The sequence below is a fragment of the Sphingorhabdus rigui genome (assembly GCF_014196595.1).
In the GTDB taxonomy this organism is placed as follows: Bacteria; Pseudomonadota; Alphaproteobacteria; order Sphingomonadales; family Sphingomonadaceae; genus Sphingorhabdus_B; species Sphingorhabdus_B rigui.
In genome coordinates, this window is sequence record NZ_JACIEA010000001.1 from 1,540,904 (window position 1) to 1,566,807 (window position 25,904).

Here is a 25,904-nt window from a genome sequence, read left to right on the forward strand (position 1 = left end):
TATGCGTTTCACCATCATAGCACCTGCCTTTGCAGCCTTGCTGGCATTGACCGCCTGTGGCGGCGGTAAAGAAGACAATCAGGTCACAGAAACGCGGATGGATAATCTCGAAAGCCTTAAAGGCACGATCAGTGACGACATGATCAACACCGACGAATCCACCGATGAGGCACCTGTTGAAGCGATGCCCGTGCGTGCCGATACCGATGCTGAAAAAGCAACGCCGGAAAAAAGCGACGAACCCAAAACCGATGGTTCAGACGAACCAAAAATTGAAGAACCAAGCGAGCCAAAGTGATCTTAAGTAGCGCCATACAACTGCCCTGTGGGGCCGTACTCAAAAACAGAATAGCAAAAGCCGCGATGACCGAGGGGTTGGCGGACACGCAAGGCGTGCCCACGCCCGAGTTACAGCGCCTGTACGGTATCTGGTCGGACGGAGGCGCTGGTCTTCAGATTTCCGGCAACATCCATATTGACGCCGACCATCTGGAACGGCCCGGAAACGTCTTTTTCAGCGGACAGCCGGACGAAGCGATGATGGATGCGCTCAAATCATGGACCAAGGCTGCGACGCGCAATGGCAACCATTTTTGGGCGCAGATAAGCCATGCGGGCCGCCAGACCATGCGTGGCATCAATCCACGTCCAAAGGCGCCGTCAGCGGTCAAGCTGGGCCTGCCCGGCGGACAATTTGGAATGCCGGTTGCATTGACCGAGGATGAAATTCTAAACCTGATTGGCCGTTTCGGCCAAGCGGCGCTGCATTGCCAAAATGCCGGGTTCACGGGCGTTCAAATCCATGCTGCGCACGGCTATCTGATCTCACAATTCCTCAGCCCGAAGTCAAACCAGCGCACCGATCGTTGGGGGGGCAGCCTCGTCAACCGTGCCCGCTTCCTGATGTTCACCGTCAACACCGTCCGGACTTTGGTTGGCCCCGCATTCCCGATTTCGGTCAAGCTGAACAGCGCGGATTTCCAACGCGGCGGTTTTGCTTTTGAAGACAGCCTTCAGGTGGCCCGCTGGCTTCAGGATGCTGGCGTGGATTTGATCGAGATATCGGGCGGCACGTATGAGCAGCCCAAGCTATTGGGCATTGAGGGGATGGAAGCCGAAGAGACGCAGACCGTCGCGGAAACCACACTCGCACGCGAAGCCTATTTCGTTGATTTTGCAAAAGCGATGAAGAGTGAGCTGACCATTCCATTGATGGTCACCGGCGGTTTCCGCAGCGCATCCGCCATGGAACAGGCGCTTCGCAACAGGGCGGCCGATGTTATCGGATTGGCGCGGCCATTATGCGTCATGCCCGAAGCGCCAAAGCGGCTGCTCGGTGGCTTGGCGATGCTGCCCAAGGTTGAAAACCAGCTTAAGCTTTTGCCCGAGTGGCTATCCAGCCTACGCAAGATAAAGGCGGTGCGCGGGATTGAAGGTTTTGCGACCCAATATTGGTTTTACAGCCAGATATACGCGCTAGGACGTACCGGCCGGACGAAGCCGACCGTCACGGTCTTCGAGGCTCTACGCGAAGTAGAATCCTATCAAAGAAGCTGGCTTAAAGAGCGGCGCGCCGCGAAGGCTTAATCGCCTTCGCCGGGCTCAGCGCTGAAATATTTGTCGAACTTGCCTTCTTCGCCCTTATGCTCATCTGCGTCTGCAGGCGGTTCGCGGCTGGATGTGATGTTCGGCCATTCTGCGCTATAGGTTGCGTTCAGCTCAAGCCATTGTTCCAAACCGCTTTCGGTGTCTGGCAAAATCGCTTCTGCAGGGCATTCGGGTTCGCACACGCCGCAATCGATGCACTCATTTGGGTTGATGACGAGCATATTGTCGCCTTCATAGAAGCAATCCACCGGACACACTTCAACGCAGTCCATATATTTGCAGCGGATGCAGGCATCGGTAACGACATAAGTCATTGGCGGAACTCTCCCATACACGACGGCGGATTAGCCGTTTCGATACGTCTGCCTATTGCGAGGTGCAGGGGGAAGTCAACGCCGGATTGCACCGAGTCGCCAATTTTTTAGTCGATACGCTGATAGAAAAGCTGCGCCTCTGATGCAGGACCTCGCCGAACAGGGACAGAGAGCAGCTTTAACGTCAAAACAGCATCGCCCAATGGCATGGTGATGATATCGCCAATGCGCACCGCAGCGCTGCCCTTTTCGATCCGGCGGCCATTCAACCTTATATGGCCAGCCTCCGCCCAACTGAGCGCGAGCGAACGGCTTTTGGCCAATCGCAGAAAGAACAGCAGCTTGTCGATCCGCAAGGCTTGCCCGACCTTTTAGAACTTGAGGCCTTTGAGCGCAGCCAATTGCAAGGCCAATGCCGACGGCGGCGCACTTGGCTTTGGCGCTGGCGGTGTGCGATCGGGCTTACCCTTCGGCTTTGCCGACGCGTGCGGCTTTCGTTCTGCAGAAGCATGCGGCCTGCGCTGTTCGGGCGGACGTGGCTTGGGCAAGCCCACCCAACGCCAATGCGTCAGCACAACTGGCGCGGTTTCTTTTGGCGCGGTTTGCTCTTGCGCAACGGCGTCGGCGACTATTGCTTCAACTGCGGCTTCAGCCTCAGGCGCTGGTGTGGTTTCGACTGGCGTGCTTTCTTCGACCACGGGCGTTTCGTCAGCCGGAACGGCATCAGCGACGGCCTCCGTTACAACCGCCGCTTCGGCGGGGCGGAAACCGGCGTCGCGCATCAGCGCTTTCAAACCGGCCTCGCTAATACCCAGCGAGGTTGCAAAGGCCATGTCCATGCCAAAGGCATTGTTCTGCCAGCGCGCTTCATGCGCTTTTTTGATCACGCGTTCGGCCAAATCGATACGCACATATTCATCACCAATCCGGCGATAGCCCGCATTTCTGGCCTCCGACGGGTTCGCAAAATTCCATGTTTTCAAATGCACCGCGCTTTCGGGTGGCAGCACAGGCATGGCGCGGTTGTCGCGTGCGGCAAACAAGGCTGCGCGCCATTTGGCGGCAGCGGGCTTCAACGCGGCGTGGTGATAAATATCGAGCGCGCCGAAAACGATACCGCCCTTGCGTGCGGCCCCGCGGGCTTCCTTGGGCAGCGCGGCGATGGCGTCGGCAAGATAATGCCGCCCCGCAATCCCACCTTCATCCGCAAGGCGCACGGCAAGCGCACGGACGTTGCCGTCGACATCAGCTTGCTGGGCGAGGTCGAGCAATCCGACAATGCCGCCCATCGCCTTTGCCAGTTGGCTTTCAATCCAGCTTTCCGCGCGCGTGACAATCTCGCGCAGGGCGTCGCCTTCCAATCCGGCGACAGCCTTTACGGTCGAAAATGCAGGTTGAAGCAGCGTACGCCCCTTGGTCAATGTGCCCAGAAGGTCATCCTTCCAGAAGATCGAAGGTTTACCCTCCCCATCGGCTGCGAGCGAGAATGCGCTATCCTCTGCCATAGATACGTCCTTTGCCTTTTGTCTCAAATGCGCTGCCAGATGTCGTTCTGCGGCAGCCAATAATAATTTACGGTCACCCGCTTTTGCCGCCGGGTCAACCCGAAAGGCAAATCCTTGTAAAGTCCCAATGTCTTCGCCATCGACCAGAACGCGATTATCCTGCTGGATTTCAACGGGTAACAGCCCGACATCGCCAGCACCTTTGCGCAGCAACATTGACGTGCGTTTGTCGACAAACCGCTGACGCAGCGCATCGTGCAACGCGTCCGATAATTTTTCTTCGAGCGCCCGCGCGCGTTCGGCCATCGCTGGCGGGTTGGCCAGCCAATCGTTCCGGTGCGCGATATAGGTCCATGTCCGCACCGCTGCGATTCGGGCGGACAGCGTGTCGACGTCGCCTTGAATATTATCCAGCCGCGCCAGCTCGTTGGCGTAAATGCCGTGCGGAATGACGCGCGCGCCCTGCCCCAGATATTGCCATAAGGACGCGACAAAGCGGCTATGATGCTCCTCACCCATTTGCCGGAAATCCGGCAAGCAGGCCACTTCCCACAACCGCGCCACATCAACAGGATGCCGGATCAGCGATTTCACATCGGGCATTTCGGCCAGTCGCTTGAGCACCAAAAGGTCGATGACCTTGGGCGCGGGCAACAGGCCCGGACGGCCCGGTTTTTTCTCAAGATCCGCAATCAGCGTCGCGATGTCGTTAAATCTTGGCTTTGCCTCGCGCCAAAATAGCCAGTCCAGCCTTGGGAAACTGTGCCCCTCAATCGCCAGCACCTCTTCGGGGGTAAACTCGCTGCCTTCGCCCGCGAGCGTGCCAAAGCTTCCGTCCCGTTGGTGCCGTCCGGCCCGCCCCGCGATTTGCGCCATTTCGGCGACGGTCAACCTGCGTCTGCGCGAACCGTCAAATTTCGACAGGCTGACAAAGGCGACATGTGCGACATCAAGGTTCAGCCCCATGCCAATCGCATCTGTGGCCACGAGATAATCAACCTCGCCCGACTGGAACATCGCCACCTGCGCATTGCGGGTGCGCGGCGACAAGGCCCCCATGACCACCGCAGCGCCGCCCCGCATCCGGCGTAATGTTTCGGCGACTGCATACACCTGCTCAATCGAAAACGCGACGATGGCAGACCGTTTGGGCAGCCGGGACAGCTTCTTTGCGCCGGCATAGCTTAACGTGGAAAAGCGCGGGCGCGAGATGATCTCCGCATCGGGCAGCAGCGACCGGATGATCGGGCGCAGGCTTTCCGAACCCAAGATCATCGTTTCCTCACGTCCGCGGGCATGCAAGATGCGGTCTGTAAAAATATGCCCGCGCTCGGGGTCCGCCCCCAATTGCGCTTCGTCAATTGCAACGAAGGCAAATTCCTTGTGGATCGGCATGCTTTCCACGGTGCAGCAATACCAGCGCGCCTGTGGCGGCTCGATCCGCTCTTCGCCCGTAATCAGCGCGACATTTTGCGCGCCTTTAATCGCCACCAGCCGGTCATAGATTTCCCGCGCCAGCAGCCGCAATGGAAAGCCGATCATTCCGCTCGAATGGGCGCACATCCGCTCAACAGCGAGATGGGTCTTGCCGGTGTTGGTTGGACCTAAAATGGCCGTGAGGGCGGAACGGACTGGCGGCAAAAGTTTAGGTGGCTGTCAATTCTGCAGCGAGTTCTTTCAAGGGAACTTCGGTGTTTGCCAATTGTTCAGCGGAAGGCGACAAGCCCTCGGTCACAAAGGCGCGGCCCTGCACATAATCCTTGGTCGCGTTCACACAATCAAGGGCAATGACACGGCCCGATTTCAAATAGATCAGCGAAAAGCTGCGTGCCTCCAAATCACCGCGCAGCACAGTCGTGTCATAGCCGGCGCTGATGCCAACGGTTTGCAGCCTTAAGTCATATTGGTTTGACCAGAACCACGGCACCGCATGATATTCGGTCAACGCACCCATCAGGCTTTTCGCCACCGCATTGGCCATGTCATTGGCATTCTGCACCGATTCCACGCGCATGATATTGCCGCCGGCAAAGCTGTTGGCATGGGCCGCGCAATCACCAATGGCAAAGATATCTGGCAAGGACGTCCGGCAATAAGCGTCGACGTCAACCCCAGCGCCGCCAGCGGCACCCGCCGTCAACAAAGGCGCAACCGAAGGGATGATGCCAATGCCAACGATGACCATTTGCGCAGGTATAACTTCGCCATCGGTCAAGCGAACGCCGGTGGCGACATCGTCGCCTTCAATCGCCGCAATGCCGACGTTCAGACGCAGATCGACGCCATGGCTGCGATGTTCAGATTCATAAAAACGCGACAGCGGTTCGCCAGCGACCCGCGCAAGCACGCGATCCATCGCCTCCAGCACCGTCACTTTCTTACCCATTTTACGCAGCACCGCTGCGGCCTCAAGCCCGATATAGCCACCGCCGACAATCACAACGTCCGCGACATCATCCAGGCCTTCGACCATGTGATCCACATCGGCCCGGGTCCTGACAACATGCACGCCGCGTAGGTTGCCCCCCGTGACCGGCAATTGCCGCGGGTCGCCGCCTGTGGCCCAGATCATATGGCCATAAGTGATGACTGTGCCGTCAGCAGTCGTGACGGAATGCGCGGCGGCATCCACCGTCTCCACCCGCTGGCCAAGCAACATATCCACCGAACGCTCCGCCCAAAACGCAGCAGGCCGGATCATGATGCGTTCAAACGGCTTGTCGCCCGCAAAATAGTCCTTGGACAATGGTGGGCGCTCATAAGGATATTCAGGTTCGGCATTGACGATAGCGATGCTGCCTTCGAATTTTGCCTGCCGCAATGCGATGGCCGCTTGCGCACCGCCATGGCCGCCACCGACGATGAGAATGTCATAATGCATCGTTCAAGATTCGCTCATTAGGAAAATATCAAAAGTGCGGTAAGCAAAAGGTCAGCAACTGGCTAGTCCCATGCTTGCGGCACTATCAAATAAATGGCAGAGGATGGCGATGACTTTAGACTTTGCCCTCGGCGAAAATGCCGACATGATCCGCGATACCACCAAGCGCTTTGCGACGGATAAAATCGCGCCCTTGGCCACCAAAATTGATGCCGATGACTGGTTTCCACGGGAAGAATTATGGCCAGCCATGGGCGCGCTTGGGCTGCACGGCATGACGGTTGCACAAGAAGATGGCGGCCTTGGCCTTGGCTATTTGGAACATGTTGTCGCCGTTGAGGAGGTCAGCCGGGCGTCGGCATCCATCGGACTGTCTTATGGCGCGCATTCCAATCTGTGCGTCAACCAGATCGCGCGTTGGGCCTCGCCCGAGCAAAAGGCGAAATATCTGCCCAAGCTGATTTCGGGCGAACATGTCGGCAGTTTGGCCATGTCCGAAACCGGCGCAGGTTCGGACGTTGTTTCGATGAAGCTGAAGGCCGAAGCGGTTCAGGGCGGTTACATATTGAACGGTACGAAATTCTGGATCACCAACGCGCCTTATGCGGACACTTTGGTTGTCTATGCCAAGACCGCGCCTGAGGCTGCATCGCGCGGCATCACCGCCTTTCTGATCGAGAAAGGCATGGAGGGTTTTTCCATCGGCCAGAAAATCGACAAGGTCGGGATGCGCGGATCGCCCACGGCGGAACTGGTGTTCAACGACTGCTTCGTATCCGAAGAACAGATGATGGGCCCGTTGCATGGCGGCGTTGGCGTGTTGATGTCGGGTCTGGATTATGAGCGCGTTGTTCTCGCCGGGCTTCAACTTGGCGTGATGCAGGCCTGCCTTGACGTCGTCTTGCCCTATGTCCGCGAACGCAAGCAGTTCGGCAAACCCATCGGCAGTTTCCAACTGATGCAGGCGAAGATTGCCGACATGTATGTCGCGCTCAATTCTGCCCGCAGCTATGTTTACAATGTCGCGCGCGCATGTGACGCGGGCCAGACCACCCGCTTTGACGCAGCAGGCGCGATCCTGTTGGCCAGCGAAAACGCCGTGAAGGTGGCGGGCGAAGCCATTCAGGCACTGGGCGGCGCTGGCTATACCAAGGATTGGCCGGTCGAGCGTTATTGGCGCGATGCCAAATTGCTCGACATTGGTGCAGGAACAAATGAAATTCGCCGGATGTTGATTGGCCGGGAGCTGATCGGAGCGGCGTGAGCAAAAGATGACGCAGGAGTCAGCAGAATGAGCCGTCCGGTATTGGGTGTCATCGCGTGTAACCGCATGGTCGGCAACGAAGTCGCCCAAGCCGTGATGAACCGCTATATCCGCGCGGCCATGACCTATGCTGATGTGGCGGCGTTAATCATCCCCTCGCTGCCCGACCTGATGACCGCCGCTGAAGTCGCGCCACGGATCGACGGCATATTGCTGACCGGCAGCCCGTCAAATGTCGCGACGCGGCATTATGGTGAGGAAGGCGGCGATGGCCCCTTTGACGACGGCCGCGACGAGATCGCGATGTCCATGGTCGACCGCATGATTGACGCGCGCAAGCCCGTCTTTGGCATTTGCCGGGGTTTTCAGGAAATCAACGTCGCCTTAGGCGGAACGTTGCGCCGCGATACGAGCGCGAGCGATACCCTTATCCGCCATCACGCACCGGACGATGTTGATTTCGACGCCATGTTCGACCACCGCCATCCGGTTGAACTTGCCGACGGTGGTATGCTGTCCAATGCTTATGCCAAAGGCGCGTTGGACGTAAACTCGGTGCATTTTCAAGGCATCGGCACGCTCGCGGATGGTCTGACGGTGGAGGCGCGCGCACCCGATGGACTTATAGAGGCCTATAGCGCCCGACCCAATGGCGCCCCCTTGCTGGCGGTCCAGTGGCACCCCGAATGGGGGACGGAAAATGACGCGGATTCGCAAACCTATTTCCACCTTTTGGGAAAGGCGTTAAGAGGTAATCTGTGAACATAAATGTGACCCGTTATAACCGCTATCAAGCACGGATAGGCTTTTCGCCCTGAATTGAATTCGGGCGCTGCCCTATCGCTCCCCTCCCGCAAGCGGGAGGGGCTGGGGGTGGGCCTGCAACGGCTAGATCAGATAGATCGCCTGCGGCTCCCACCCTCCCCTAACCCCTCCCGCCTGCCGGAGGGGAACATTATGGAGACCTTTTCATGCCCCGCAATTACGACATCGCCGAACTTCGCCGTTTAGACATCGCCCACCATTTGCCCGCGCAAGCCGACTGGCAGGAAATCGAAGACCTGGGCGGCAGCCGCATCATCACCCATGCTGACGGCTGCTATATCCATGATGGCGACGGCAATCGCATTTTGGACGGAATGGCTGGCCTGTGGTGTGTCAACGTGGGCTATGGCCGCGATGAGCTTGCTGAGGTTGCGCGCGAACAAATGCTGGAGCTGCCATATTATAACAGTTTCTTCAAAACCGCGAACGCACCAGCCATCTTGCTGGCCGAAAAGATTGCGAGCCTGACTGGCGGCCGCCTGCCACATGTGTTTTTCAACAGCTCCGGTTCCGAAGCCAATGACACGATATTACGGATGGTGCGCCATTATTGGCAGGTGAAGGGCGAACATAGCCGCACCATCGTTATCAGCCGCCACAATGCCTATCATGGCTCCACCGTGGCGGGCGTCAGCATGGGCGGAATGAAGGTCATGCACGGCCAAGGCTTCCCTGCCCCCGGCATCTTGCCGATGGCGGGTATTGAACATGTCCGCCAGCCTTATTGGTACAATGAAGGCCGCGATATGACGCCTGAAGATTTCGGCACGGCATGCGCGCAAGCCATTGAGGATAAGATATTAGAAGTAGGCCCGGAAAATGTCGCTGCCTTCATTGGTGAGCCGGTACAAGGCGCAGGCGGCGTTATCATTCCGCCAGCCAATTACTGGCCGCAGGTGGAAGCAATCTGCCGCAAATATGGCATATTGTTGGTCTGTGACGAGGTTATCTGCGGCTTTGGCCGCACCGGCAATATTTGGGGCCACGAAACCGTTGGCGTAAAACCGGACATCATCGCCATGGCCAAGGGGCTGTCGTCGGGTTACCTGCCGATTTCGGCTGTCGCCGTGAGCGCGGAGATCGTCCAGGTCATTAAAACCGGTGGCGATTTCGTTCATGGCTACACCTATTCGGGGCACCCCGTCGCATCCGCCGTCGCCTTACGCAATATCGAGATTATGGAGCGCGAGGGATTGTTCGAAAAAGTCCGGAACGAAACCGGCCCCTATCTTGCCGAAAAGCTGGCGACACTGCGCGACCACCCCCTGGTCGGTGAAGCCCGCTCGGTTGGCTTGCTTGGCGCGGTCGAGGTTGTTGCCGACAAGGCCACTGGCGCGCGTTTCGGCGGGGCTGAAGGCACGGCAGGGCCAATGGTACGCGATATCTGCATCCGCAACGGCCTGATGGTGCGCGGCATCCGCGACAGCATCGTAATGTGCCCGCCACTGATTATCACGCCGTCGCAGATCGATGATTTGATTGGCATCATTCGCACGTCACTGGATGAGGCCGAGCCGAAGTTACGCGCGATCGGGTAGGTTATTTAGTCCGTCTATTTCCGTCATGCTGAACTCGTTTCAGCATCTTACTTACGGCGGCCAATAAGTAAGACCCTGAAACAAGTTCAGGGTGACGGGTCTGGATGATCAGCACTACGGTAAGTTGTTCACGCTAGACAAACCACATCCAATGATTACCTAGGACCCCATGAAATCCAAAATGCTCCAGCGCGCCCTCACGGCTGCCGTCACCCCTGCCCTGCTTCTTCAATTTACGCCTGCACATGCGGCGGCCCCGGTTGCGGCAAAGCCCAAGCCATCCGTTCTCACCTGCACGACCACGACACCGGAAGGTCTGTCCTACACCGTCATTAAGGCGGGTAAAGGCGAACGTCCGAATGCTGAATCGCGCGTGATCGTGAATTATAAGGGCATGCTGACCGCTGACGGCACCGAGTTTGATTCAGGGCAAGGCGCACAGTTTCCCGTTGGCGGCGTCATCCCCGGTTTTGCGCAGGGTCTGCAATTGATGCAGGCGGGCGGCAGCTACCGTCTCTGCATCCCGTCAAAGCTTGGCTATGGCGCGGCAGGCACTGGTCCCATCCCCGCCAATGCGGATCTGGTGTTCGAAGTCGATTTGCTGTCCTTCAAAAACCCTGCGCCAAAGCCAGTCATTCCAGTGGCAGAACGCAGTTGTTCGCAAACCACGGCAAGCGGACTTGGCTTTGACCTCATAAAGGCCGGCGCGGGCAAGAGCGCGACCGATAGCGACATGGCGCTGGTCGACTTCACCGTTTTTGACGCCAGCACCGGCGTCGTGCAGCAGCAGCGCGAATGGGAAAAAATTGCGTTGAGCCAAGCATCGCCCGTGTTCGGCGAGGGGCTGAAAATGATGCAGGCAGGCTCAACCTATCGTTTTTGCATGCCCAAGGGCGCTGATTCCGGTCCCGAAAGCAACATCATCGTGACCTTGTTGGATGTCCGGCCTGCGCCAACCGCTGACAATTAAGGGGAATCGCGGCGGACGGACTTTGCGTCTAGCTTAATAGGACCACGGGGCTGTCCGCACGCCAGTGCATGCTGACCTTGTCGTCCCATGTGAAATCCTCTTGATCATGGCGTGACAGGTTTGGGCGGCTGACGCGGATCATCTGTCCGCCATCCAGCTGGATTTCATACAGCGTGATATCGCCGAGATAGCTCATGCCCTTAATCGTGCCGCGCGCGAGGTTGTGGCCATCGGGGGCGTCTTGGGCGGCTGCGCGAACGGCTTTGCCTTCGCCGGGCACATGCAGGTAAATCTTTTCGGGACGCAGCGCGACCCAGACATCGGCGCCATGCGGTCCGGTGACACCATGGTTGAGGTAAATTTTGCCAAGGCCGGGGCAATCAACGGCGGCCTTATCCGGCTCGTCCAGCGTCAACTTGCCCTCAAAAATGTTCACGGAACCCACAAAATCGGCCACGAAGCGGTTGGCGGGATATTCATAGAGATCAGCAGGTGGCGCAAGCTGTGCGACTTCGCCTTTGTTGATGACGGCAACCCGGCTTGCCATCGACAATGCCTCATCCTGATCATGCGTGACCGTGACAAAGGTAATGCCGACCTTGTCCTGCAGATCAGCCAATTCAAACTGCATCTGCGCGCGCAATTTGGCGTCGAGCGCAGACAAAGGTTCATCGAGCAACAGCACCTTTGGCCGCATCACCAGACTGCGCGCGAGGGCAACGCGCTGGCGCTGCCCACCCGACATCTGGTCCGGCATCCGGTCTTCAAATCCGCCCAATTTCACCAGCTCAAGCGCTTCGGCAACGCGGTCGCGAATCTCGCCCTTAGATACGCCAGCTATGCGCAGGCCATAGCCGACATTGTCGGTGACGTTCATGTGCGGAAAGACGGCGTAGCTTTGGAATACCATGTTCACGGGCCGCTTGTTCGGCGGCACAAGGCTCATATCCTGCCCGTCGATAAAGATCTGCCCCTCGGTCGGCATTTCAAAGCCGGCGATCATCCGCAGCAGCGTGGTTTTGCCGCAGCCGGACGGTCCCAACAGAACGAAGAATTCGCCTGCGAGAATATCCAGACTGATATTATCGACAGCGGTCACCTTGCCAAAGCGTTTGGACACATTGCGGATTTGAATGATGGGCTGTTTGGCTTGGGTCATAAGCATGATCTCTAATGGGTTTCCGCAATGCCCTTCACGCCCTGCAGTTTCAGCGCGATGAAGGTCAGGATGACAGTAAGGAGGATGAGGATTGTCGACGCGGCGTTCACCTCTGGCGTGACCGAGAAACGGACCATCGAATATACCTTCACCGGGAAGGTAATCGTGTCCGGACCGCTGGTGAAAAAGGTGATGACGAAATCATCGAGACTAAGCGTGAACGCCAAAAGCGCACCGGCCACCAACGCCGGCCGTATGTGCGGCAGCAGGACATCGCGAAACGCCTGCCATTCCGTCGCGCCAAGGTCCTTTGCGGCCTCTTCCTCTTCCTTGTTAAAACTCGCCAAGCGCGCACGCACAACCATGGCAACGAACGGGAAACAGAACGTAATATGCGCAATCGTGATCGCGGAAAGATTGAGCGGCCATGCCAAATCGGTTGGCCAGTCGACTTTCGCAAAAAAGATCAAAAATGCGACGCCCAAACAAATCTCAGGAACAATAATCGGCAGGGACATGGTCCCTTCGACCAGCCCCTTGAACGGAAACCGGAACCGCCAGAGCGCAACCGCCGCGAGTGCGCCAATCACAAGGCTGACGATCGTCGCAAGCGCCGCGATGGTGAGCGAGTTGACCAACGCCTCCACCAGACTGTCGTTGTTCAGCGCTTTCTCATAATATTTGAGGGTAAAGCCCTTCCACACGACATTGCGCTTACTGTCGTTAAAACTGAAGATCATCAATATGATGAGCGGCGCGTAGAGGAACAGCATGGTCAATCCGACCCAACTGCGCATCCACAGCTTTCTGGTATATTCCAACGGCGCGATGGGGGTGCGATTGAACATCTTCACGCCGCCTTCACTTTGTTCGAACGCATCGATTGAAACGCGATCAGAATGAACATTGCGTAGATGAGCAGGAACGAAAGCGCAGCGCCAAATGGCCAGTCATTCGCACGTTTGAATTGCCGTTCGATAACATTGGCGATCATCTGGCTGTCTGTCCCGCCCATAAGATCAGGGGTCAGATACGCACCAAGTGCCGGGATCAATGTAATCATCACGCCCGCGACAATGCCCGGTGCGGCCAGCGGAACCACGATCTGCATAAAGGTTTTGAGATGCCCTGCCCCCAAATCGAGGCTGGCCTCAATCAGGCTTTTGTCCAGCCGGTCGAGCGCGGAATAGAGCGGCAAGACCATGAAAGGCAGATGGACATAGACCAGCCCAAGCACGACCGCGAAATTATTGTACAGCAACTGCACGGGCGTCCACGCGTCGAGCGGCTGCATGCCGACAAGCGTACGCAGCCAACTGGCGCCTTCCCACAGTCCGGCCAAGCCCTTGTTCATATATCCGTTGGTGCCCATCAGCGCCATCAACGCATAAGTGCGGATTAACAGATTGGTCCAAAAGGGCAGCATGATGCCAAGCAGCAGCCATGGTCGCCATTTTGGCGCGGCGAAGGTAATCGCCATGGCAACCGGAAAGCCGATGATCAGGCACAAGAGCGTGGTCAGCCCCGCGACCGCAAAGCTTTTCAGAAAAATCGATACATACAGCCACTCGGTCGCGCGCTTGTAATTGTCGAGCGTGCCGGAAATTTCAATGTCGGCAGGCCCGGCATTCTGCCCAAAGCTGTACAGCCAAACAATGGCCATGGGTGCCACAAAGAACAGGGCGAGCCAGAATACCGGTGCCGTAACAACGGCGGCAAAAGGTTTCTTCTGGCTTTTCCAGTCTTGCAGCGCCCCCGACATATTTTAGGCCGCCCGCACGCGGGTGAACGCCTCCTCATATTTTGGCTGAAGCTCTGGATTGAACTTTGCATATTCGCATTTCGCCAAAACATCTGCTGGCGGGAAGATGACCGGATTGTTCTTGTACGCATCGGGCATCAGCGCCTTTGCGGCGTCATTTGGCGTTGGATACAAAATCGTTTCGGTAATCTTTTTGCCAGCTTCGGCATCCAGCAAATAGTTGATGAATGCGTGGGCATTTTTCGGATGCGGCGCGCCCTTGGGAATGCACAGATTGTCGGAGTTCAGCTGGCTGCCTTCTTTGGGAATGACAAAACCAATGTCGGAATCTTCGACCATCGCCTGCGCAATGTCGCCATTATATTCGAGCACCAGATCGACTTCGCCCTTAAGCAACAAGTCCTGACCATTGTCTTCGTGGAAGGCTTTGATGTTCGGCTTTTGCTTGATCATCATGGCTTCGATGGCCTTCAAATCGGCATCGGTCAGGCCGTTGACCGACTTGCCCATATATTTCCCGTAAAGCCGGAACATGTCGCCCGCCTCGGACAGCACGGCGATGCGGCCTTTATATTCATCACTGTCGAACAGCACTTTCCAGCTGTCCGGCACAGCCTTCACCTTGGACTTGCGGTAGCCAATGCCCAGCGCCAACCAGGTGTAAGGCATCGAATATTTGCGTGCCGGATCATAGGGGACATCCTGATAATCTTTGGCAACATTTTTGAAGTTCGGAATTTGCGCTTGATCAAGCGGCATCAGCATATCGGCCGCGGCCATACGCTCCACAAAATCATTGGATGGGACGATAACGTCATAGCCCGGGTTTCCGGCGCGCAGCTTGGCGAACAGTTCGTCATTGCTGGCGAACAGCGTCATGTTGACGTCTACGCCAGCGCTGTCCTTATAATCTTCCAAGGTGGTTTCGCCGATATAGGTGTCCCAATTGTAGAAGTTCAGCTTCGCCTCTTCACCATTGGCCAGCTTCTTCGCTTCTTTCTCACCGCAACCAGCAAGCGCGCCGGTCAGCGAGAAACCAACAGCGGCAACGCCCATCCCTTTTAACATGGCCCGGCGGTTGCTGCCCGCGTGTAAAAACGTCTTAAAGTCCATGATTAATCTCCAGCAGAAGCATATCGTTAACATGCACATGCTGGACTATTAATGGGACTTAGAAAAGACCCTTTTTTCCGCGTGTTGCGGCGCAATTTTATTGCGATTTAACGCAATTATTGTGCACCGCAACATAACACCTCATTCAACGCTTCTTCGCGTCGGCGTCGACCGCAGCTTGGACCGCCTTGTAGAAGGCTTCACGCCCTGCACCCACGGTGTCGGGATCGGTCGCCTTTGGCCAATTGCTGTTGGACGCAATGATCAGCTTCCGTTTGGGATCAATGAAGATGCCCTGCCCGAAAATACCTTGGGCGGCATAGCTGCCGTCATCATAGGTCCACCATTGATAGCCATAGCCCCTGCCAGCCATACCGATGTCGGCTTGCTTCACCGTCGCAGATGCCAACCAGTTATCCGGCCATATGCTCTGCCCGTTTATCTTGGCACCACCCATAACGAACAAGCCAAAACGGGCATAATCACGGGTCGAGGCCTGAATGCAGCAGCCGCTGATTTCATGCCCGGTTGAACCCAAAAGCCAGCTTGCGTCTTGTTCCATGCCATAAGGTGCCCAGACCTTTTCGGACAGATAATCAGACAGCTTTTTCTTGGTGGCAGAACTGACCAACACGCCGATCAGGTTGGTTTCGCCAGTCTTATACACCCACTTCGTTCCGGCGGGCGCTTCACGCGGCAAATTGCGCATATAGCTGACCGTTACATCCATGCCCTTTTCGGGCTTGTGCAGGTTGAACAATGCGACGTCGGATTTGGGATCGGCATAATCCTCATTCCATCTTACGCCCGACGTCATCGTCAGCAGCTGCGCAATGGTCACGTCGTCATAAGCAGAACCCTTTAGATCGGGAATATAGGCCGAGACCATGTCGTCGACGCTTTTGATATAGCCATCCTTAATGGCGGCACCGACCAATGTTGAGGTGAAGGACTTGGCGACGGAGAAGCTTGTCCACTTGCCCTGCGCATCAAAATCGAGACCGTATTTTTCAACACGGATCTTGCCATCTTGGACAATGACGAGGCCAGCGGTACGCTGCGCCTTCATATAGGCGTCGACATCCATATCAATGTTCAGCGGCTCGCCCTTGGGCATGGGATAGACCGTGTCACCCGTTTTGATGATGTTCGATTTCGCCAATATGGGAATGCGGTCCAATGCGCGGAAACCGGCGTCGCGTTGCTCAACGCTCCAGAACAGCACATTAGCGTCCGTCGGCAGGTGCGAGATGAGCGCTTTCATATCCTTGTCCGCGCTGGCCCAGAAACCGCCAGCCGCAGCCGCGATCACGATAATTATACCCAATATCCATTTTTTCATCTTGCTCCCCCACCGGTCATTTTTTGAGCGACGTTCATTCCGCCGTCCCTGAATCCACCTTCGCAATACATCAGATAATAGCGCGAAAGCGAAATGAATTTATCATCACAACCATTGGGCGGCGCATCGCTTTACAGTGCTGGACACCGAAAACATGCCAGATTGCATGCACAAACGATAGCAGACATTGCGAAAGCGGGACCTGCGCCTTATGTATGTAACACACGCCGGTTAAACGGCTGAAATCTGGGCGACAGCCCGTTGGAGGAGCTCTTTCGATGCGTAACCAAGTTGTAAAATCTTTGCTATTAACCGCTGCGGCCCTCTCTCTTGCAAGCTGCGGCATCAACAGCGTTCCGACCGCTGAGGAAAATGCCAAGGCAAAATGGGCCGACGTCCAGGCCGCGTTTCAAGAGCGCGCGAACCTTATTCCCAACTTGGCGAATGTCGTCAAAGGTGCAGCTGCGCAGGAAAACAAAACCTTGACCGAAGTCATCGAGGCGCGCGCGCGCGCGACGTCACCAAATATTCAGGTCAATCCTGATGACCTGAGCGATCCCGCAAAAATGGCTGCTTTTCAGGCTGCGCAAAACCAATTGTCGGGCAGCCTCTCGCGGCTTCTCGTATCGGTTGAGCAATATCCGCAGTTGAAGAGCCAAGAGGGCTATCTGAAACTGCAGGATCAGCTGGAAGGTCAGGAAAACCGCGTGCGCATCACCTTGCGCGATTATAACGAGGCTGTGCGTGGGTATAACACCACCATCCGCACATTCCCCGATATCATCGGCGCGAAGATCATCCATGGCGCGCAACCGATGATCCCATATCAAGCCACCACGCAAGGCGCCGAAACCGCACCGGCGCTTGATATGGCGCCTGCAACTTAACCCCTTGTTGGGATGACACACATGAAAAAGGCCCTTGGCCTGCTGACAGCGCTGCTTTTGACCTTAACCGGTCAGGCAGCGCTTGCGCAAAACTTCCCCACGCTTTCGGGCCGCGTTGTCGATCAGGCGGACTTGCTCGATCCGCAGCAAGAGGCGGCGTTGACCGCCAAGCTGCAGGGGCTGGAAACGCGCACCAAGCGGCAGTTGGTGGTGGCGACATTAAACAGCCTCGAAGGCTATGAAATATCCGATTATGGATATCGGCTTGGCCGCCAATGGGCGCTTGGGCAGGATGGCAAAGGCGAGACCGAAAAAGACAATGGCGCGATCCTGATCGTCGCGCCCAATGAACGCAAAATGCGGATCGAGGTTGGCTATGGTCTTGAACCCGTCCTGACCGACGGCCTGTCATCAACCATCATTCGCAACGACATCACGCCACTTTTCAAGGCGGGTGATTTTGCCGGCGGTATTAATGCCGGTGTCGACCGCATCGTCACGCAGCTTGAGTTACCGGCCGACGAAGCCGCCAAAATCGCGCAAGCGGCGGAGCAACGTCAGGGCAAGGACGAAGGCATACCGTTCGGCGCGATTATCTTCATCCTGTTCCTGATCTTCTTCGTATTTCTGCCGATGATCCGGTCGATGAACGGTGGCGGGCGCAAGCACCGGCGCGGCGGCATCGCTCCGGTCATCATCTGGGGCGGTGGCGGTGGCTTCGGCGGTGGTGGCGGCTTCGGCGGTGGTGGCGGCTTCGGCGGCGGTGGTTTTGGCGGGGGCGGCGGCAGCTTCGGCGGCGGCGGTGCTTCGGGTGGTTGGTAGAAAGTATCGTTATGGCCTTAACTAAAATTAGCCGGATGACCGAAGCCGACCTCGAATTGGTAACGGCTGCAGTTGCGGATGCCGAGCATCACACAAGCGGCGAAATCGTGACCATCGTCACCGATCTGTCCGATCATTATGAAGACATCGGCATCGCCTGGGCAAGCGGCGTCGCCTTTGTGGCGCTTGCAACCTATGCGACGTTCCCTAACGCCTACATCGGCCTCATCAACCGCCTGACCGGTGGTTGGGGCCATGAATATACTACCAACGAATATGTCGCGCTGCTTCTGACAGCGGTTGCCCTGAAATGGGTTGGGACATGGCTGATTCTGAAATGGATGCCGTTGCGTCTTTGGCTAACACCCAAAGCGACAAAATTGGCACGCGTGCGTAACCATGCGATCAGCCTGTTTAAGGTCGGAACCGAATCCAAGACCGTCGGTCGCACCGGCGTTTTGTTATATTTGTCGATGTTGGAACATCGTGCCGAAATCGTCGCGGACGAAGCCATTGCATCAAAGGTCGCGCCAGAAGTTTGGGGCGATGCCATGGTTGCGCTGCTTGACCATGTGAAGGCGGGTAACCCCGGACAGGGTGTTGCCGCCGCCGTTGCGCAAATGGGTGTTGTTTTGGCGGATCATTTCCCCAAAGGCAGCGAAAACCCCAACGAACTACCGGACAGGCTTATCCAGCTATGAATGCAGACGAGGACGTCGAAAACGTGATGTGGCAAGGCCGCTTCATCACGGCGAAGACACGCGGAACATGGGAATATGTCAGTCGCGCGCGCGGTATCAAGGCAGGCGTTATCTTGGCGGTCGAAGATGACCATGTCCTGCTTGTCGAACAATATCGCGTGCCTCTTGGCGCAAATTGCATCGAGCTTCCCGCTGGTCTGATTGGCGACCATGACGAAGACGAGGACACGCTCACCTCTGCCGCACGCGAGCTTGAGGAAGAAACCGGCTATCGGGCAGACACCCTCGAAATCGTCGGCGAGTTTTTCTCATCCCCCGGCATGGTCAGCGAAAGCTTTTCACTGGTGCGCGCACATGGCCTTACGAAAATAAGCGAAGGCGGCGGTGTTGATGGCGAGAATATCATCGTCCATCGCGTTGCCCTGCCCGATGTGCCCCGCTTCGTTCAATCCAAGCGCGACGAGGGCTGCGTTGTCGACGTCAAGCTGCTGATGCTGCCCGGGATGCTGTTTTAACGGAAGTTATCCGCATAAGCCTGAAGCTTCAGGGTCTTCGGCGGTGTTGGAATGTAGGTCGCAGCGATGCCATTTTTGTCGGCATAAGCGCGCGCGGCATCAAGCGTTGGAAAGGTCAAACGGACCTGCGATTGCGTGTCGCCTGACCCCGCCCAACCCATCAGCGGATCGGCCTTGCGCGGTTCATTCGACTGAAACTCGAGTACCCACTCGTCCGTGTGGCCACGGCCCGATTGCATGGCATTTTTGGGACGCTGAAAAATACGGGCTGACATGGATATTTCCTGAAAATTACGTTCGCGAATGCCTTGCCCGAACGGCACTGGATTCGTCAAGCGTTGCGGGGCACATCGCGCGCTTGCGCCTTCTTCGTCTTCAGGCTGGCCACACTCTCCCAAGGCGCATCGGGCCAGTTATGCCGAGGATATCTGCCCCGCATTTCTTTGGCCACGTCCCGCCAGCTACCGCGCCAAAACTCTGGCAGATTGCGGGTGGTCTGGATGGGACGGCCAGCAGGCGACGTCAGGCTTAACACCAACGCGATGCGCTCCGCGCCAACCGTGGGATGGCTATCAAGGCCAAACAAGCCCTGTACGCGCAGCTCAACCGTTGGCCCGGCCTCTGCTGCATAATCGATGGCATGGGTCGTTCCTGGCGGACTGACAAAGGATGCTGGCGCAATTTGGTCAATGCGGGTGCGCTGATCCCAGCCCAGCATATTGTCGAGCGCTGTCGACAATGCCGAGGGTGACACATCGCGCAACCGGTTCACGCCGATCAGCAGCGGCAAAAGCCATTGCTCCGCCGCTTCCAATAATGCCTCGTCACTGACAGCAGCAATGCCCGCAAATTGTGCGCGCTCACGAAGCGCCAGCGCCGCTTTTGACCATGGCAGTGCACCCACACCCATTTCGCGCACCGCGGCCAGTAACGCACGCGCCACGGCCGCTTGGTCGGGTTTTTCTATGCGACCTTCGCTTAAGACGATCGCACCGATCCGCCGCTGCGCGCGTGCATCCACGCGGTCGGCGTTCTTATCGTAAGACAGGGTCTCTTCCTGCGTTATCCGCTCGGCAAAATGGCTGAGTATCTCGGCTTCCGTCAGTGGCGCGGCGGACAATATGCGCGCGCCCGATGCGGCGCCTTGAACATCGGCCACCGCGAGCCATTCTTCGCGCGCCAGAAGCGACGCGGTATCCAACTGCAACCCGCGTCCCATCGCGCTAATCCATTTTTCGCCTTTGTTATCGCGGCGCTTGGCAATGCGATCGGGATAGGCGGTGGCGATGAGGCCGCCGATGCTGAGCGGTTCTTGTCCGCCAGCGCCGCTGCGGCACATCCGCGATATGCGCTGCGCCAGCTTGCGTGCGGCATCCGCCTTAGGGCTGCGTTCGCCGACAAAGCGTTCAAACCGCGTTTCGATATTCTCGCCTTGCCCGCCAAGTCCGCGTTCCTGCAGCAGCAGGGCCAGCATCGCTGCATCCTCACCCTGTCCGCTCTTGGACGCTTCTACGACCATATGTGCGAGCGGTGGCGGTAATGGGAGGTCCGCAAGCTGAACGCCATGCGGCGTAATATGCCCCGACGCGTCGAGCGCGTTGATAGACAACAGCAACTTTCGCGCTTGCTGAAGCGCGGGTGCTGGCGGGCCATCAAGCCAGCGCAACTTGGTCGGATCATTCTCCCCCCAACGTGCGCAGTCGAGCAGCAACGGCGCGAGATCGCTTTCCAATATTTCGGGCGGGTCAAATGGGGGAAGCCCGCCATTGCCGGCTTCCTGCCACAGCCGATAGGCAACGCCCGCCTGCTGCCGCGCGGCACGCCCTGCCCGCTGGGTTACCGCAGACAGGCTCGCGCGCTCGGTCACCAGCCGGGTAACGCCAGCGGCTTGGTCGAACCGCGCGCGCCGCGCCAAGCCGCTGTCGATGACGATGCGAACGCCATCAATGGTCAGGCTGGTCTCGGCGATGTTGGTCGCAAAAATGATTTTCCGGCGCTGCTGCGCGTCACGGCGGACCGCGAGCCTTTGCGCCGCCGGGTCAATTTGGCCATGCAGTTTATGCACGACGATGTTTTCGCCAATACTACCGAGACTGTCCACGGCGCGATCAATCTCGCGCACGCCGGGTAAGAAAACGAGAATATCGCCGTCTTCCTCGGACAACGCCTGCCGGACCGCGCGCACGATATCCGCTTCGATGGCTTGTTCGGCGCGGCGGCCGACATAGCGGAAATCCAGCGGCCATCTTTCACCATCGCTCTCGACGACTGGTGCATCGCCCATCAACTGCGAAAATCTGGAACCATCCAACGTTGCCGACATGGCCAGCACACGTAGATCGGGCCGGAATGCGGTTTGTGCCTCAAGCGCAAGCGCAAGGCCAAAGTCGCTGTCGATGCTGCGTTCATGGACTTCGTCAAACAACACCGCAGAAACGCCGGCAAGCTCAGGATCGCTAATGATACGGTTCCGAAAAATGCCCTCGGTCATGACCAATATACGGCTATTGGGGCCTTGTTTGCTATCCAACCGTGTGGTGTAGCCAACCCGTCCCCCGACGGCTTCGCCCAGCCCCTCCGCAATGCGCTCTGCCGCCATACGCGCGGCAAGGCGGCGGGGGGACAGCAGCAAAATCTGGCCATCGCAATAAGGTTCATCCAACAATGCCGGGGCGACCATAGTGGTCTTGCCCGCCCCTGGCGGCGCAATCAGGACGGCATTGGGTGATGCACGCAACGATGCCAGCAGGTCTGGCATAACGGCCATGACGGGCAGCATTTGGTCCGATGTCTGTTCAGCCATGATGGTTTGCGGCTGTAGTCATGAATTGCGCCTATGCCCGTGCTGCATCGGCACTGACCGTGCGATCAATATGCGCGTGCTATGGCGAATTCGACCGCCTCAGTCAGCGCAGATTTGGCTTCACCATTGGGGAAATGCGCAATCGCATCAATTGCGCGTTGGCCATAATGCCGCGCGCGATCCAGCGTGTCGTCAATCGCATTATGCGCCTGAAGCAATGTGCGCGCATGCTTCAGATCTGCGTCCGAAATCCGGTTACCAAGCATCGCATCGCGCCAGAATTTCTGTTCATCGGCATTGCCACGGATATGGGCCAGAATGACGGGCAAGGTTACCTTGCCATCGCGGAAATCGTCGCCGCTGTCTTTGCCCATGGTTGCGCCATCGGACACATAATCAATGGCGTCGTCAACCAATTGAAATGCGATCCCCAGATTGCGACCATACGCGTCCAGCGACATTTCTTGCGCATCGCCGCTTTCGGCCACGACCGCCGCAATCCGGCAGGCCGCTGCGAACAACGCCGCAGTCTTCGATCCAATGATTTCGAGATATTTTTCTTCGGTCGTCGAAATCTGCCGCTGGGCGGTCAATTGATTGACCTCACCCTCTGCAATCACGGCAGACGCGTTCGACAAGATTTTGAGAACCTTAAGCGATCCATCCTCGACCATCAGCTCAAATGAACGGCTGAACAGAAAGTCACCGACCAATACAGCGGCAGGGTTACCGAAAATAAGGTTGGCGGCGGTTTTGCCGCGGCGCATGTCGCTGCCGTCGACAACATCATCGTGCAGCAAGGTTGCGGTGTGAATAAACTCGACGGCCGCCGCCAGCTTGTGATGACGGTCGCCGGGATAATCGAGAAGCTGCGCGCACGCCAATGTCAGCATCGGGCGCATCCGCTTTCCACCGCCAGCAATAAGATGCCCGGCCAGTTCAGGAATAAGCGGGATTTCGGACTGCATACGGTCCAAAATGACCGCGTTCACCTTGTTCATTCCGGGTGCGACCAGCTTGAACATGGGTTCCAAAGATGGCGCACGATTTCCGCCGATTTTATGTATGGTTGCAGTCATAATCGTTTCGCTCTGACGACAGCCGCGTCGCAAGGCAAGTGCAAATGGCGTATTTCCTCTTGTCCGTTGCAGTCATTATCGGCACAGGATGCAGTCATGGACGATCAAGAAACCCTCACCCGTTTTCGTGAAAGCATCGACAATATCGATGCCGCGCTCGTATTCATGCTGGCCGAGCGCTTTAAAATAACGCAGGCGGTGGGCGAGTTTAAGGCAAAGTCTGCGCTGCCACCCGCCGATCCCGCCCGCGAAGAACGGCAGATTGAACGGCTTCGGCAACTGGCCCGCGATGCGAAGCTTGATCCGGATTTTACCGAAAAATTCCTGCGGTTCATCATCGATGAAGTCATCCGCCATCATCAGCAGATCCGCGACGCAAGCTGATTAGCTGATCGCTTTGGGTAACCTGAGGCGCACGAGCAACCCGCCCAAATCTTCGCTTTCTTCAAGCCGGACGGTCCCGCCGTAAATTTCAACAACATCGCGAACAATCGCCAAGCCAAGCCCCGTGCCCGGCTTACCAGTATCTAGACGCGCGCCGCGGTCGAACAAACGTTCACGCTCGCCTTCTGGTATGCCCTTCCCATCGTCCTCAATAAGCATTTCGACAAAATCGCCTGCGTCTTCGACCGTAACAAACACGCTGCCGCCACCATATTTGGCTGCATTTTCGATCAAGTTGCCGAGCATTTCATCGAGATCCTGGCGTTCAACACGGGCAGCGATTTCCTTATCGCCCGCCATGTCGAGCCGGACATGCGAATATAGGCGGCTGACGGCGCGTTCGACGGACTCAAGGCTGTCCCATACTTGCGCGCGGCTATGGCTATGCCCGCGCCGTCCGACGGCACGCGCACGCGCCAAATGATGGTCCACCTGACGCCGCATGGTCGTGGCTTCGCGAATGACGGTTTCGGCGAGGTCGGGTGATTGCGCGGTCGCACTGTTCATGATGACCGTGAGCGGCGTTTTAAGTGCATGCGCCAAATTCCCGGCATGACGCCGCGATTCTTCGGCCTGCTTTTCATTATGGTCCAGCAAGGCGTTCAGTTCATTGACCATCGGCATGACTTCGTCCGGCAAGGCGTCGGTAACCCGGCTTTCACGGCCACTGCGCATCTGCGCGATCGCTTTGCGCACCGCACGCAGCGGCCATAAGCCATAAAATGTCTGGAGCGCGGCCAAAATAATGAGGCCAAGACCGAGCAAAAGAAAACTCGTTACCAGCACGGACCGTAGCTCGATAATTTGCTGATCAAGGCTGTCCCGGCTTTGCGCAACCATGAAGGTCCACGCGATGTCGGAATCGGGGAGCTTGATTGCGCGTTCGGCAATGCGCAAGGGTTCTTCGGCGAATTCGTTGCTGTTCCGGAAATGGACGGCTTGGTCGTTATGATTGGCAGGCGCACTTAATGCGCGGTCCCATAATGACCGGGATGGGAATGGCATCGCGCCCTTTCCGGTGATTTGCCAATATAGGCCGCTGTTGGGTTCAAGAAAGCGCTGATCGCCCAACGGGCGGTTCATCCGGATTTCACCATCGGGACCGATTTCCGCCGAAGCAATCATCGCGGTCAGAACATATTCCAGCTGATTGTCGAAATTCTGCTCGACCGAATTGACCAACACGCGGTCAAGCGCGGCACCGCCACCGATCAACAATATCGTAATCCACGCCGCAGCGGTCAGAATCATCCGGCGGGTCAGCGAACCCGTGCTCTGAAACTGGCTTCGCCACGTCGGTGCTTGATTGGCCGTTTTCATGGCGACCGGCTTGTTCAGCTGACGGGTTCCTCAAGGCTATAGCCAAGGCCGCGGATCGTCGAGATCACATCTTGGCCAAGCTTTTTGCGGATGCGCGTTACGAACACTTCAATCGTGTTGGAATCGCGGTCAAAATCCTGATCATAAATATGCTCAATCAACTCGGTCCGCGACACAACCTTGCCCTTGTGGTGCATCAGGTAGGACAGCAATTTATATTCCTGCGCGGTCAATTTCACGGGCTCGCCGCCCAGCGTGACGCGGCCTGAGCGTGTATCAAGGCGAACCTCGCCAACGGTAAGTTCGGACGAAGCATTGCCCGACGCGCGGCGGATCAGCGCCCGAAGACGCGCGATCAGCTCTTCTGTCTGGAATGGCTTTGCCAGATAATCATCGGCACCCGCATCAAGACCAGCGACCTTATCAGACCAGCTGTCACGCGCCGTCAGAACCAGAACGGGGAATTTCCGCCCTTCCTTGCGCCAGCGATCAAGAACCGTGAGTCCATCAATTTCAGGCAGGCCCAGGTCAAGAATGACCGCATCGTAATTTTCGGTCGAGCCCATATAATGGCCGTCTTCGCCGTCGGTGGACAAATCAACCGCATATCCAGCCCCTTCAAGGGTGGACTTTAATTGCTTGCCCAATGTGGGTTCGTCTTCGACGATCAAGATGCGCATGCTGTCCCCTTAAATTGTTAAATATTCTGCCAAAATCGGGCTAGCAGATTCGCCGCCTGCCGCAAAATTCATTCAGCGTTGCCGCAGAACGTTGCCGGTCTTTCCATCGACATCGACGAAGATAACGCGGTCCTTATTGATGAACTTCAGCCGGTAAACCTGCGCGCTTGGATCATATTCAGGACCCAGATATTGCATTCCGCGCATACGCGGCACGACGCTTGCCTCGATCTCGCGCAGCGATTTCACTTTTCCGGCCGCCATATCCTGACGTGCATCATCCTGTTCGCCGCGACGCGCATCGGCGGGAAAGGCCGTCAGCAACGCAATGGCCGAAAGCCCTGCGAAAATTGAAGTTCGGTTCAACATTCC

26 protein-coding genes are annotated in these 25,904 nt (G+C 57.2%); 11 read left to right on the plus strand and 15 right to left on the minus strand.

The genetic code is table 11. The annotated features are described in order from the left end of the window. Position 1 precedes the first annotated feature (1 nt). Together GGR91_RS07125 and GGR91_RS07130 are read left to right on the plus strand one after the other, a co-directional pair. A complete protein-coding gene (locus GGR91_RS07125) occupies positions 2-298 on the plus strand; it encodes a hypothetical protein (RefSeq protein ID WP_183941400.1) in 297 nt (98 codons plus the stop codon). After that, the gene (locus tag GGR91_RS07130) at positions 295-1,587 is read left to right on the plus strand and encodes an NADH:flavin oxidoreductase/NADH oxidase family protein (protein ID WP_322788777.1); all 1,293 of its coding nucleotides are present in this window, start codon (positions 295-297) and stop codon (positions 1,585-1,587) included. Before GGR91_RS07125 ends, GGR91_RS07130 begins: the two co-directional genes overlap by 4 nt. On the opposite strand, the gene fdxA is transcribed toward GGR91_RS07130, so the two are convergent. From fdxA to GGR91_RS07150, 4 genes are all read right to left on the minus strand, one after another. Further along, complete coding sequence (gene fdxA, locus GGR91_RS07135) at positions 1,584-1,922, minus strand: ferredoxin FdxA (RefSeq protein ID WP_183941401.1); 339 nt, start codon at positions 1,920-1,922, stop codon at positions 1,584-1,586. The genes GGR91_RS07130 and fdxA overlap by 4 nt on opposite strands. Before the next feature lie 107 nt (positions 1,923-2,029). After that, a complete protein-coding gene (locus GGR91_RS07140; protein ID WP_183941402.1) occupies positions 2,030-2,278 on the minus strand; it encodes an RNA-binding S4 domain-containing protein in 249 nt (82 codons plus the stop codon). A gap of 15 nt (positions 2,279-2,293) precedes the next feature. After that, on the minus strand, positions 2,294-5,068 hold the full coding sequence (locus tag GGR91_RS07145; RefSeq protein WP_246337063.1) for a helicase-related protein: 2,775 nt from the start codon (positions 5,066-5,068) through the stop codon (positions 2,294-2,296). Positions 5,069-5,072: 4 nt separating this feature from the next. Beyond that, a complete protein-coding gene (locus tag GGR91_RS07150; protein ID WP_183941403.1) occupies positions 5,073-6,308 on the minus strand; it encodes an NAD(P)/FAD-dependent oxidoreductase in 1,236 nt (411 codons plus the stop codon). 103 nt (positions 6,309-6,411) lie between these two features. Between GGR91_RS07150 and GGR91_RS07155 the strand changes: the two genes are divergently transcribed. The 4 genes from GGR91_RS07155 (at position 6,412) to GGR91_RS07170 (ending at position 10,905) form a co-directional block, all read left to right on the plus strand. Then, entirely contained in the window at positions 6,412-7,572 is a 1,161-nt protein-coding gene (locus tag GGR91_RS07155) for an isovaleryl-CoA dehydrogenase (RefSeq protein ID WP_183941404.1), read from the plus strand. 27 nt (positions 7,573-7,599) lie between these two features. Beyond that, on the plus strand, positions 7,600-8,334 hold the full coding sequence (locus GGR91_RS07160; RefSeq protein WP_183941405.1) for a gamma-glutamyl-gamma-aminobutyrate hydrolase family protein: 735 nt from the start codon (positions 7,600-7,602) through the stop codon (positions 8,332-8,334). 209 nt (positions 8,335-8,543) lie between these two features. Then, a complete protein-coding gene (locus GGR91_RS07165) occupies positions 8,544-9,935 on the plus strand; it encodes an aspartate aminotransferase family protein (RefSeq protein ID WP_183941406.1) in 1,392 nt (463 codons plus the stop codon). Positions 9,936-10,104: 169 nt separating this feature from the next. Beyond that, the gene (locus GGR91_RS07170) at positions 10,105-10,905 is read left to right on the plus strand and encodes an FKBP-type peptidyl-prolyl cis-trans isomerase (protein ID WP_246337064.1); all 801 of its coding nucleotides are present in this window, start codon (positions 10,105-10,107) and stop codon (positions 10,903-10,905) included. 28 nt (positions 10,906-10,933) lie between these two features. On the opposite strand, the gene GGR91_RS07175 is transcribed toward GGR91_RS07170, so the two are convergent. From GGR91_RS07175 to GGR91_RS07195, 5 genes are all read right to left on the minus strand, one after another. Then, positions 10,934-12,064, minus strand: a complete 1,131-nt coding sequence (locus GGR91_RS07175; protein ID WP_183941407.1) for an ABC transporter ATP-binding protein — start codon at positions 12,062-12,064, stop codon at positions 10,934-10,936. 11 nt (positions 12,065-12,075) lie between these two features. Then, entirely contained in the window at positions 12,076-12,912 is an 837-nt protein-coding gene (locus GGR91_RS07180) for an ABC transporter permease (RefSeq protein WP_183941408.1), read from the minus strand. A 2-nt stretch (positions 12,913-12,914) separates the two neighbouring features. After that, positions 12,915-13,826, minus strand: coding sequence for an ABC transporter permease (locus GGR91_RS07185; RefSeq protein WP_183941409.1), 912 nt, complete (start codon positions 13,824-13,826; stop codon positions 12,915-12,917). Between the two features lie 3 nt (positions 13,827-13,829). After that, positions 13,830-14,939, minus strand: coding sequence for an ABC transporter substrate-binding protein (locus GGR91_RS07190; protein WP_183941410.1), 1,110 nt, complete (start codon positions 14,937-14,939; stop codon positions 13,830-13,832). A gap of 145 nt (positions 14,940-15,084) precedes the next feature. Next, the gene (locus GGR91_RS07195) at positions 15,085-16,281 is read right to left on the minus strand and encodes a serine hydrolase domain-containing protein (RefSeq protein ID WP_183941411.1); all 1,197 of its coding nucleotides are present in this window, start codon (positions 16,279-16,281) and stop codon (positions 15,085-15,087) included. Positions 16,282-16,559: 278 nt separating this feature from the next. Here GGR91_RS07195 and GGR91_RS07200 point away from each other — a divergent pair, with 278 nt between their 5' ends. The 4 genes from GGR91_RS07200 to GGR91_RS07215 are packed head-to-tail and all read left to right on the plus strand — an operon-like array spanning position 16,560 to position 19,206. Continuing rightward, positions 16,560-17,168, plus strand: a complete 609-nt coding sequence (locus GGR91_RS07200; RefSeq protein WP_183941412.1) for a LemA family protein — start codon at positions 16,560-16,562, stop codon at positions 17,166-17,168. Positions 17,169-17,189: 21 nt separating this feature from the next. Then, positions 17,190-17,990 (plus strand): TPM domain-containing protein, encoded by an 801-nt coding sequence (locus GGR91_RS07205; RefSeq protein WP_183941413.1) that lies wholly within the window; start codon positions 17,190-17,192, stop codon positions 17,988-17,990. A gap of 11 nt (positions 17,991-18,001) precedes the next feature. Next, the gene (locus tag GGR91_RS07210) at positions 18,002-18,691 is read left to right on the plus strand and encodes a TPM domain-containing protein (RefSeq protein WP_183941414.1); all 690 of its coding nucleotides are present in this window, start codon (positions 18,002-18,004) and stop codon (positions 18,689-18,691) included. Continuing rightward, positions 18,688-19,206, plus strand: a complete 519-nt coding sequence (locus GGR91_RS07215; RefSeq protein WP_183941415.1) for an NUDIX hydrolase — start codon at positions 18,688-18,690, stop codon at positions 19,204-19,206. Before GGR91_RS07210 ends, GGR91_RS07215 begins: the two co-directional genes overlap by 4 nt. Here GGR91_RS07215 and GGR91_RS07220 read toward each other — a convergent pair. The 3 genes from GGR91_RS07220 to GGR91_RS07230 all read right to left on the minus strand — a co-directional run bounded on the left by GGR91_RS07220 (position 19,203) and on the right by GGR91_RS07230 (position 23,088). Beyond that, a complete protein-coding gene (locus GGR91_RS07220; protein ID WP_183941416.1) occupies positions 19,203-19,481 on the minus strand; it encodes an ETC complex I subunit in 279 nt (92 codons plus the stop codon). The two genes, GGR91_RS07215 and GGR91_RS07220, sit on opposite strands and share 4 nt — an antisense overlap. Positions 19,482-19,537: 56 nt before the next feature. Next, positions 19,538-22,009 (minus strand): ATP-dependent helicase HrpB, encoded by a 2,472-nt coding sequence (gene hrpB / locus GGR91_RS07225; protein ID WP_246337065.1) that lies wholly within the window; start codon positions 22,007-22,009, stop codon positions 19,538-19,540. Between the two features lie 65 nt (positions 22,010-22,074). Beyond that, a complete protein-coding gene (locus tag GGR91_RS07230) occupies positions 22,075-23,088 on the minus strand; it encodes a polyprenyl synthetase family protein (protein ID WP_183941417.1) in 1,014 nt (337 codons plus the stop codon). Between the two features lie 96 nt (positions 23,089-23,184). On the opposite strand from GGR91_RS07230, the gene GGR91_RS07235 reads away from it, so the two are divergent. Then, positions 23,185-23,472: a chorismate mutase gene (locus GGR91_RS07235; RefSeq protein ID WP_183941418.1), complete on the plus strand. Its 288-nt coding sequence runs from the start codon at positions 23,185-23,187 to the stop codon at positions 23,470-23,472. On the opposite strand, the gene GGR91_RS07240 is transcribed toward GGR91_RS07235, so the two are convergent. The 3 genes from GGR91_RS07240 to GGR91_RS07250 all read right to left on the minus strand — a co-directional run bounded on the left by GGR91_RS07240 (position 23,473) and on the right by GGR91_RS07250 (position 25,901). After that, positions 23,473-24,852, minus strand: a complete 1,380-nt coding sequence (locus GGR91_RS07240; protein WP_246337066.1) for a sensor histidine kinase — start codon at positions 24,850-24,852, stop codon at positions 23,473-23,475. It lies immediately after the preceding gene. A gap of 14 nt (positions 24,853-24,866) precedes the next feature. Beyond that, positions 24,867-25,532, minus strand: coding sequence for a response regulator transcription factor (locus GGR91_RS07245; protein WP_183941419.1), 666 nt, complete (start codon positions 25,530-25,532; stop codon positions 24,867-24,869). A gap of 72 nt (positions 25,533-25,604) precedes the next feature. Further along, on the minus strand, positions 25,605-25,901 hold the full coding sequence (locus GGR91_RS07250) for a hypothetical protein (RefSeq protein ID WP_183941420.1): 297 nt from the start codon (positions 25,899-25,901) through the stop codon (positions 25,605-25,607). Positions 25,902-25,904 lie beyond the last annotated feature (3 nt).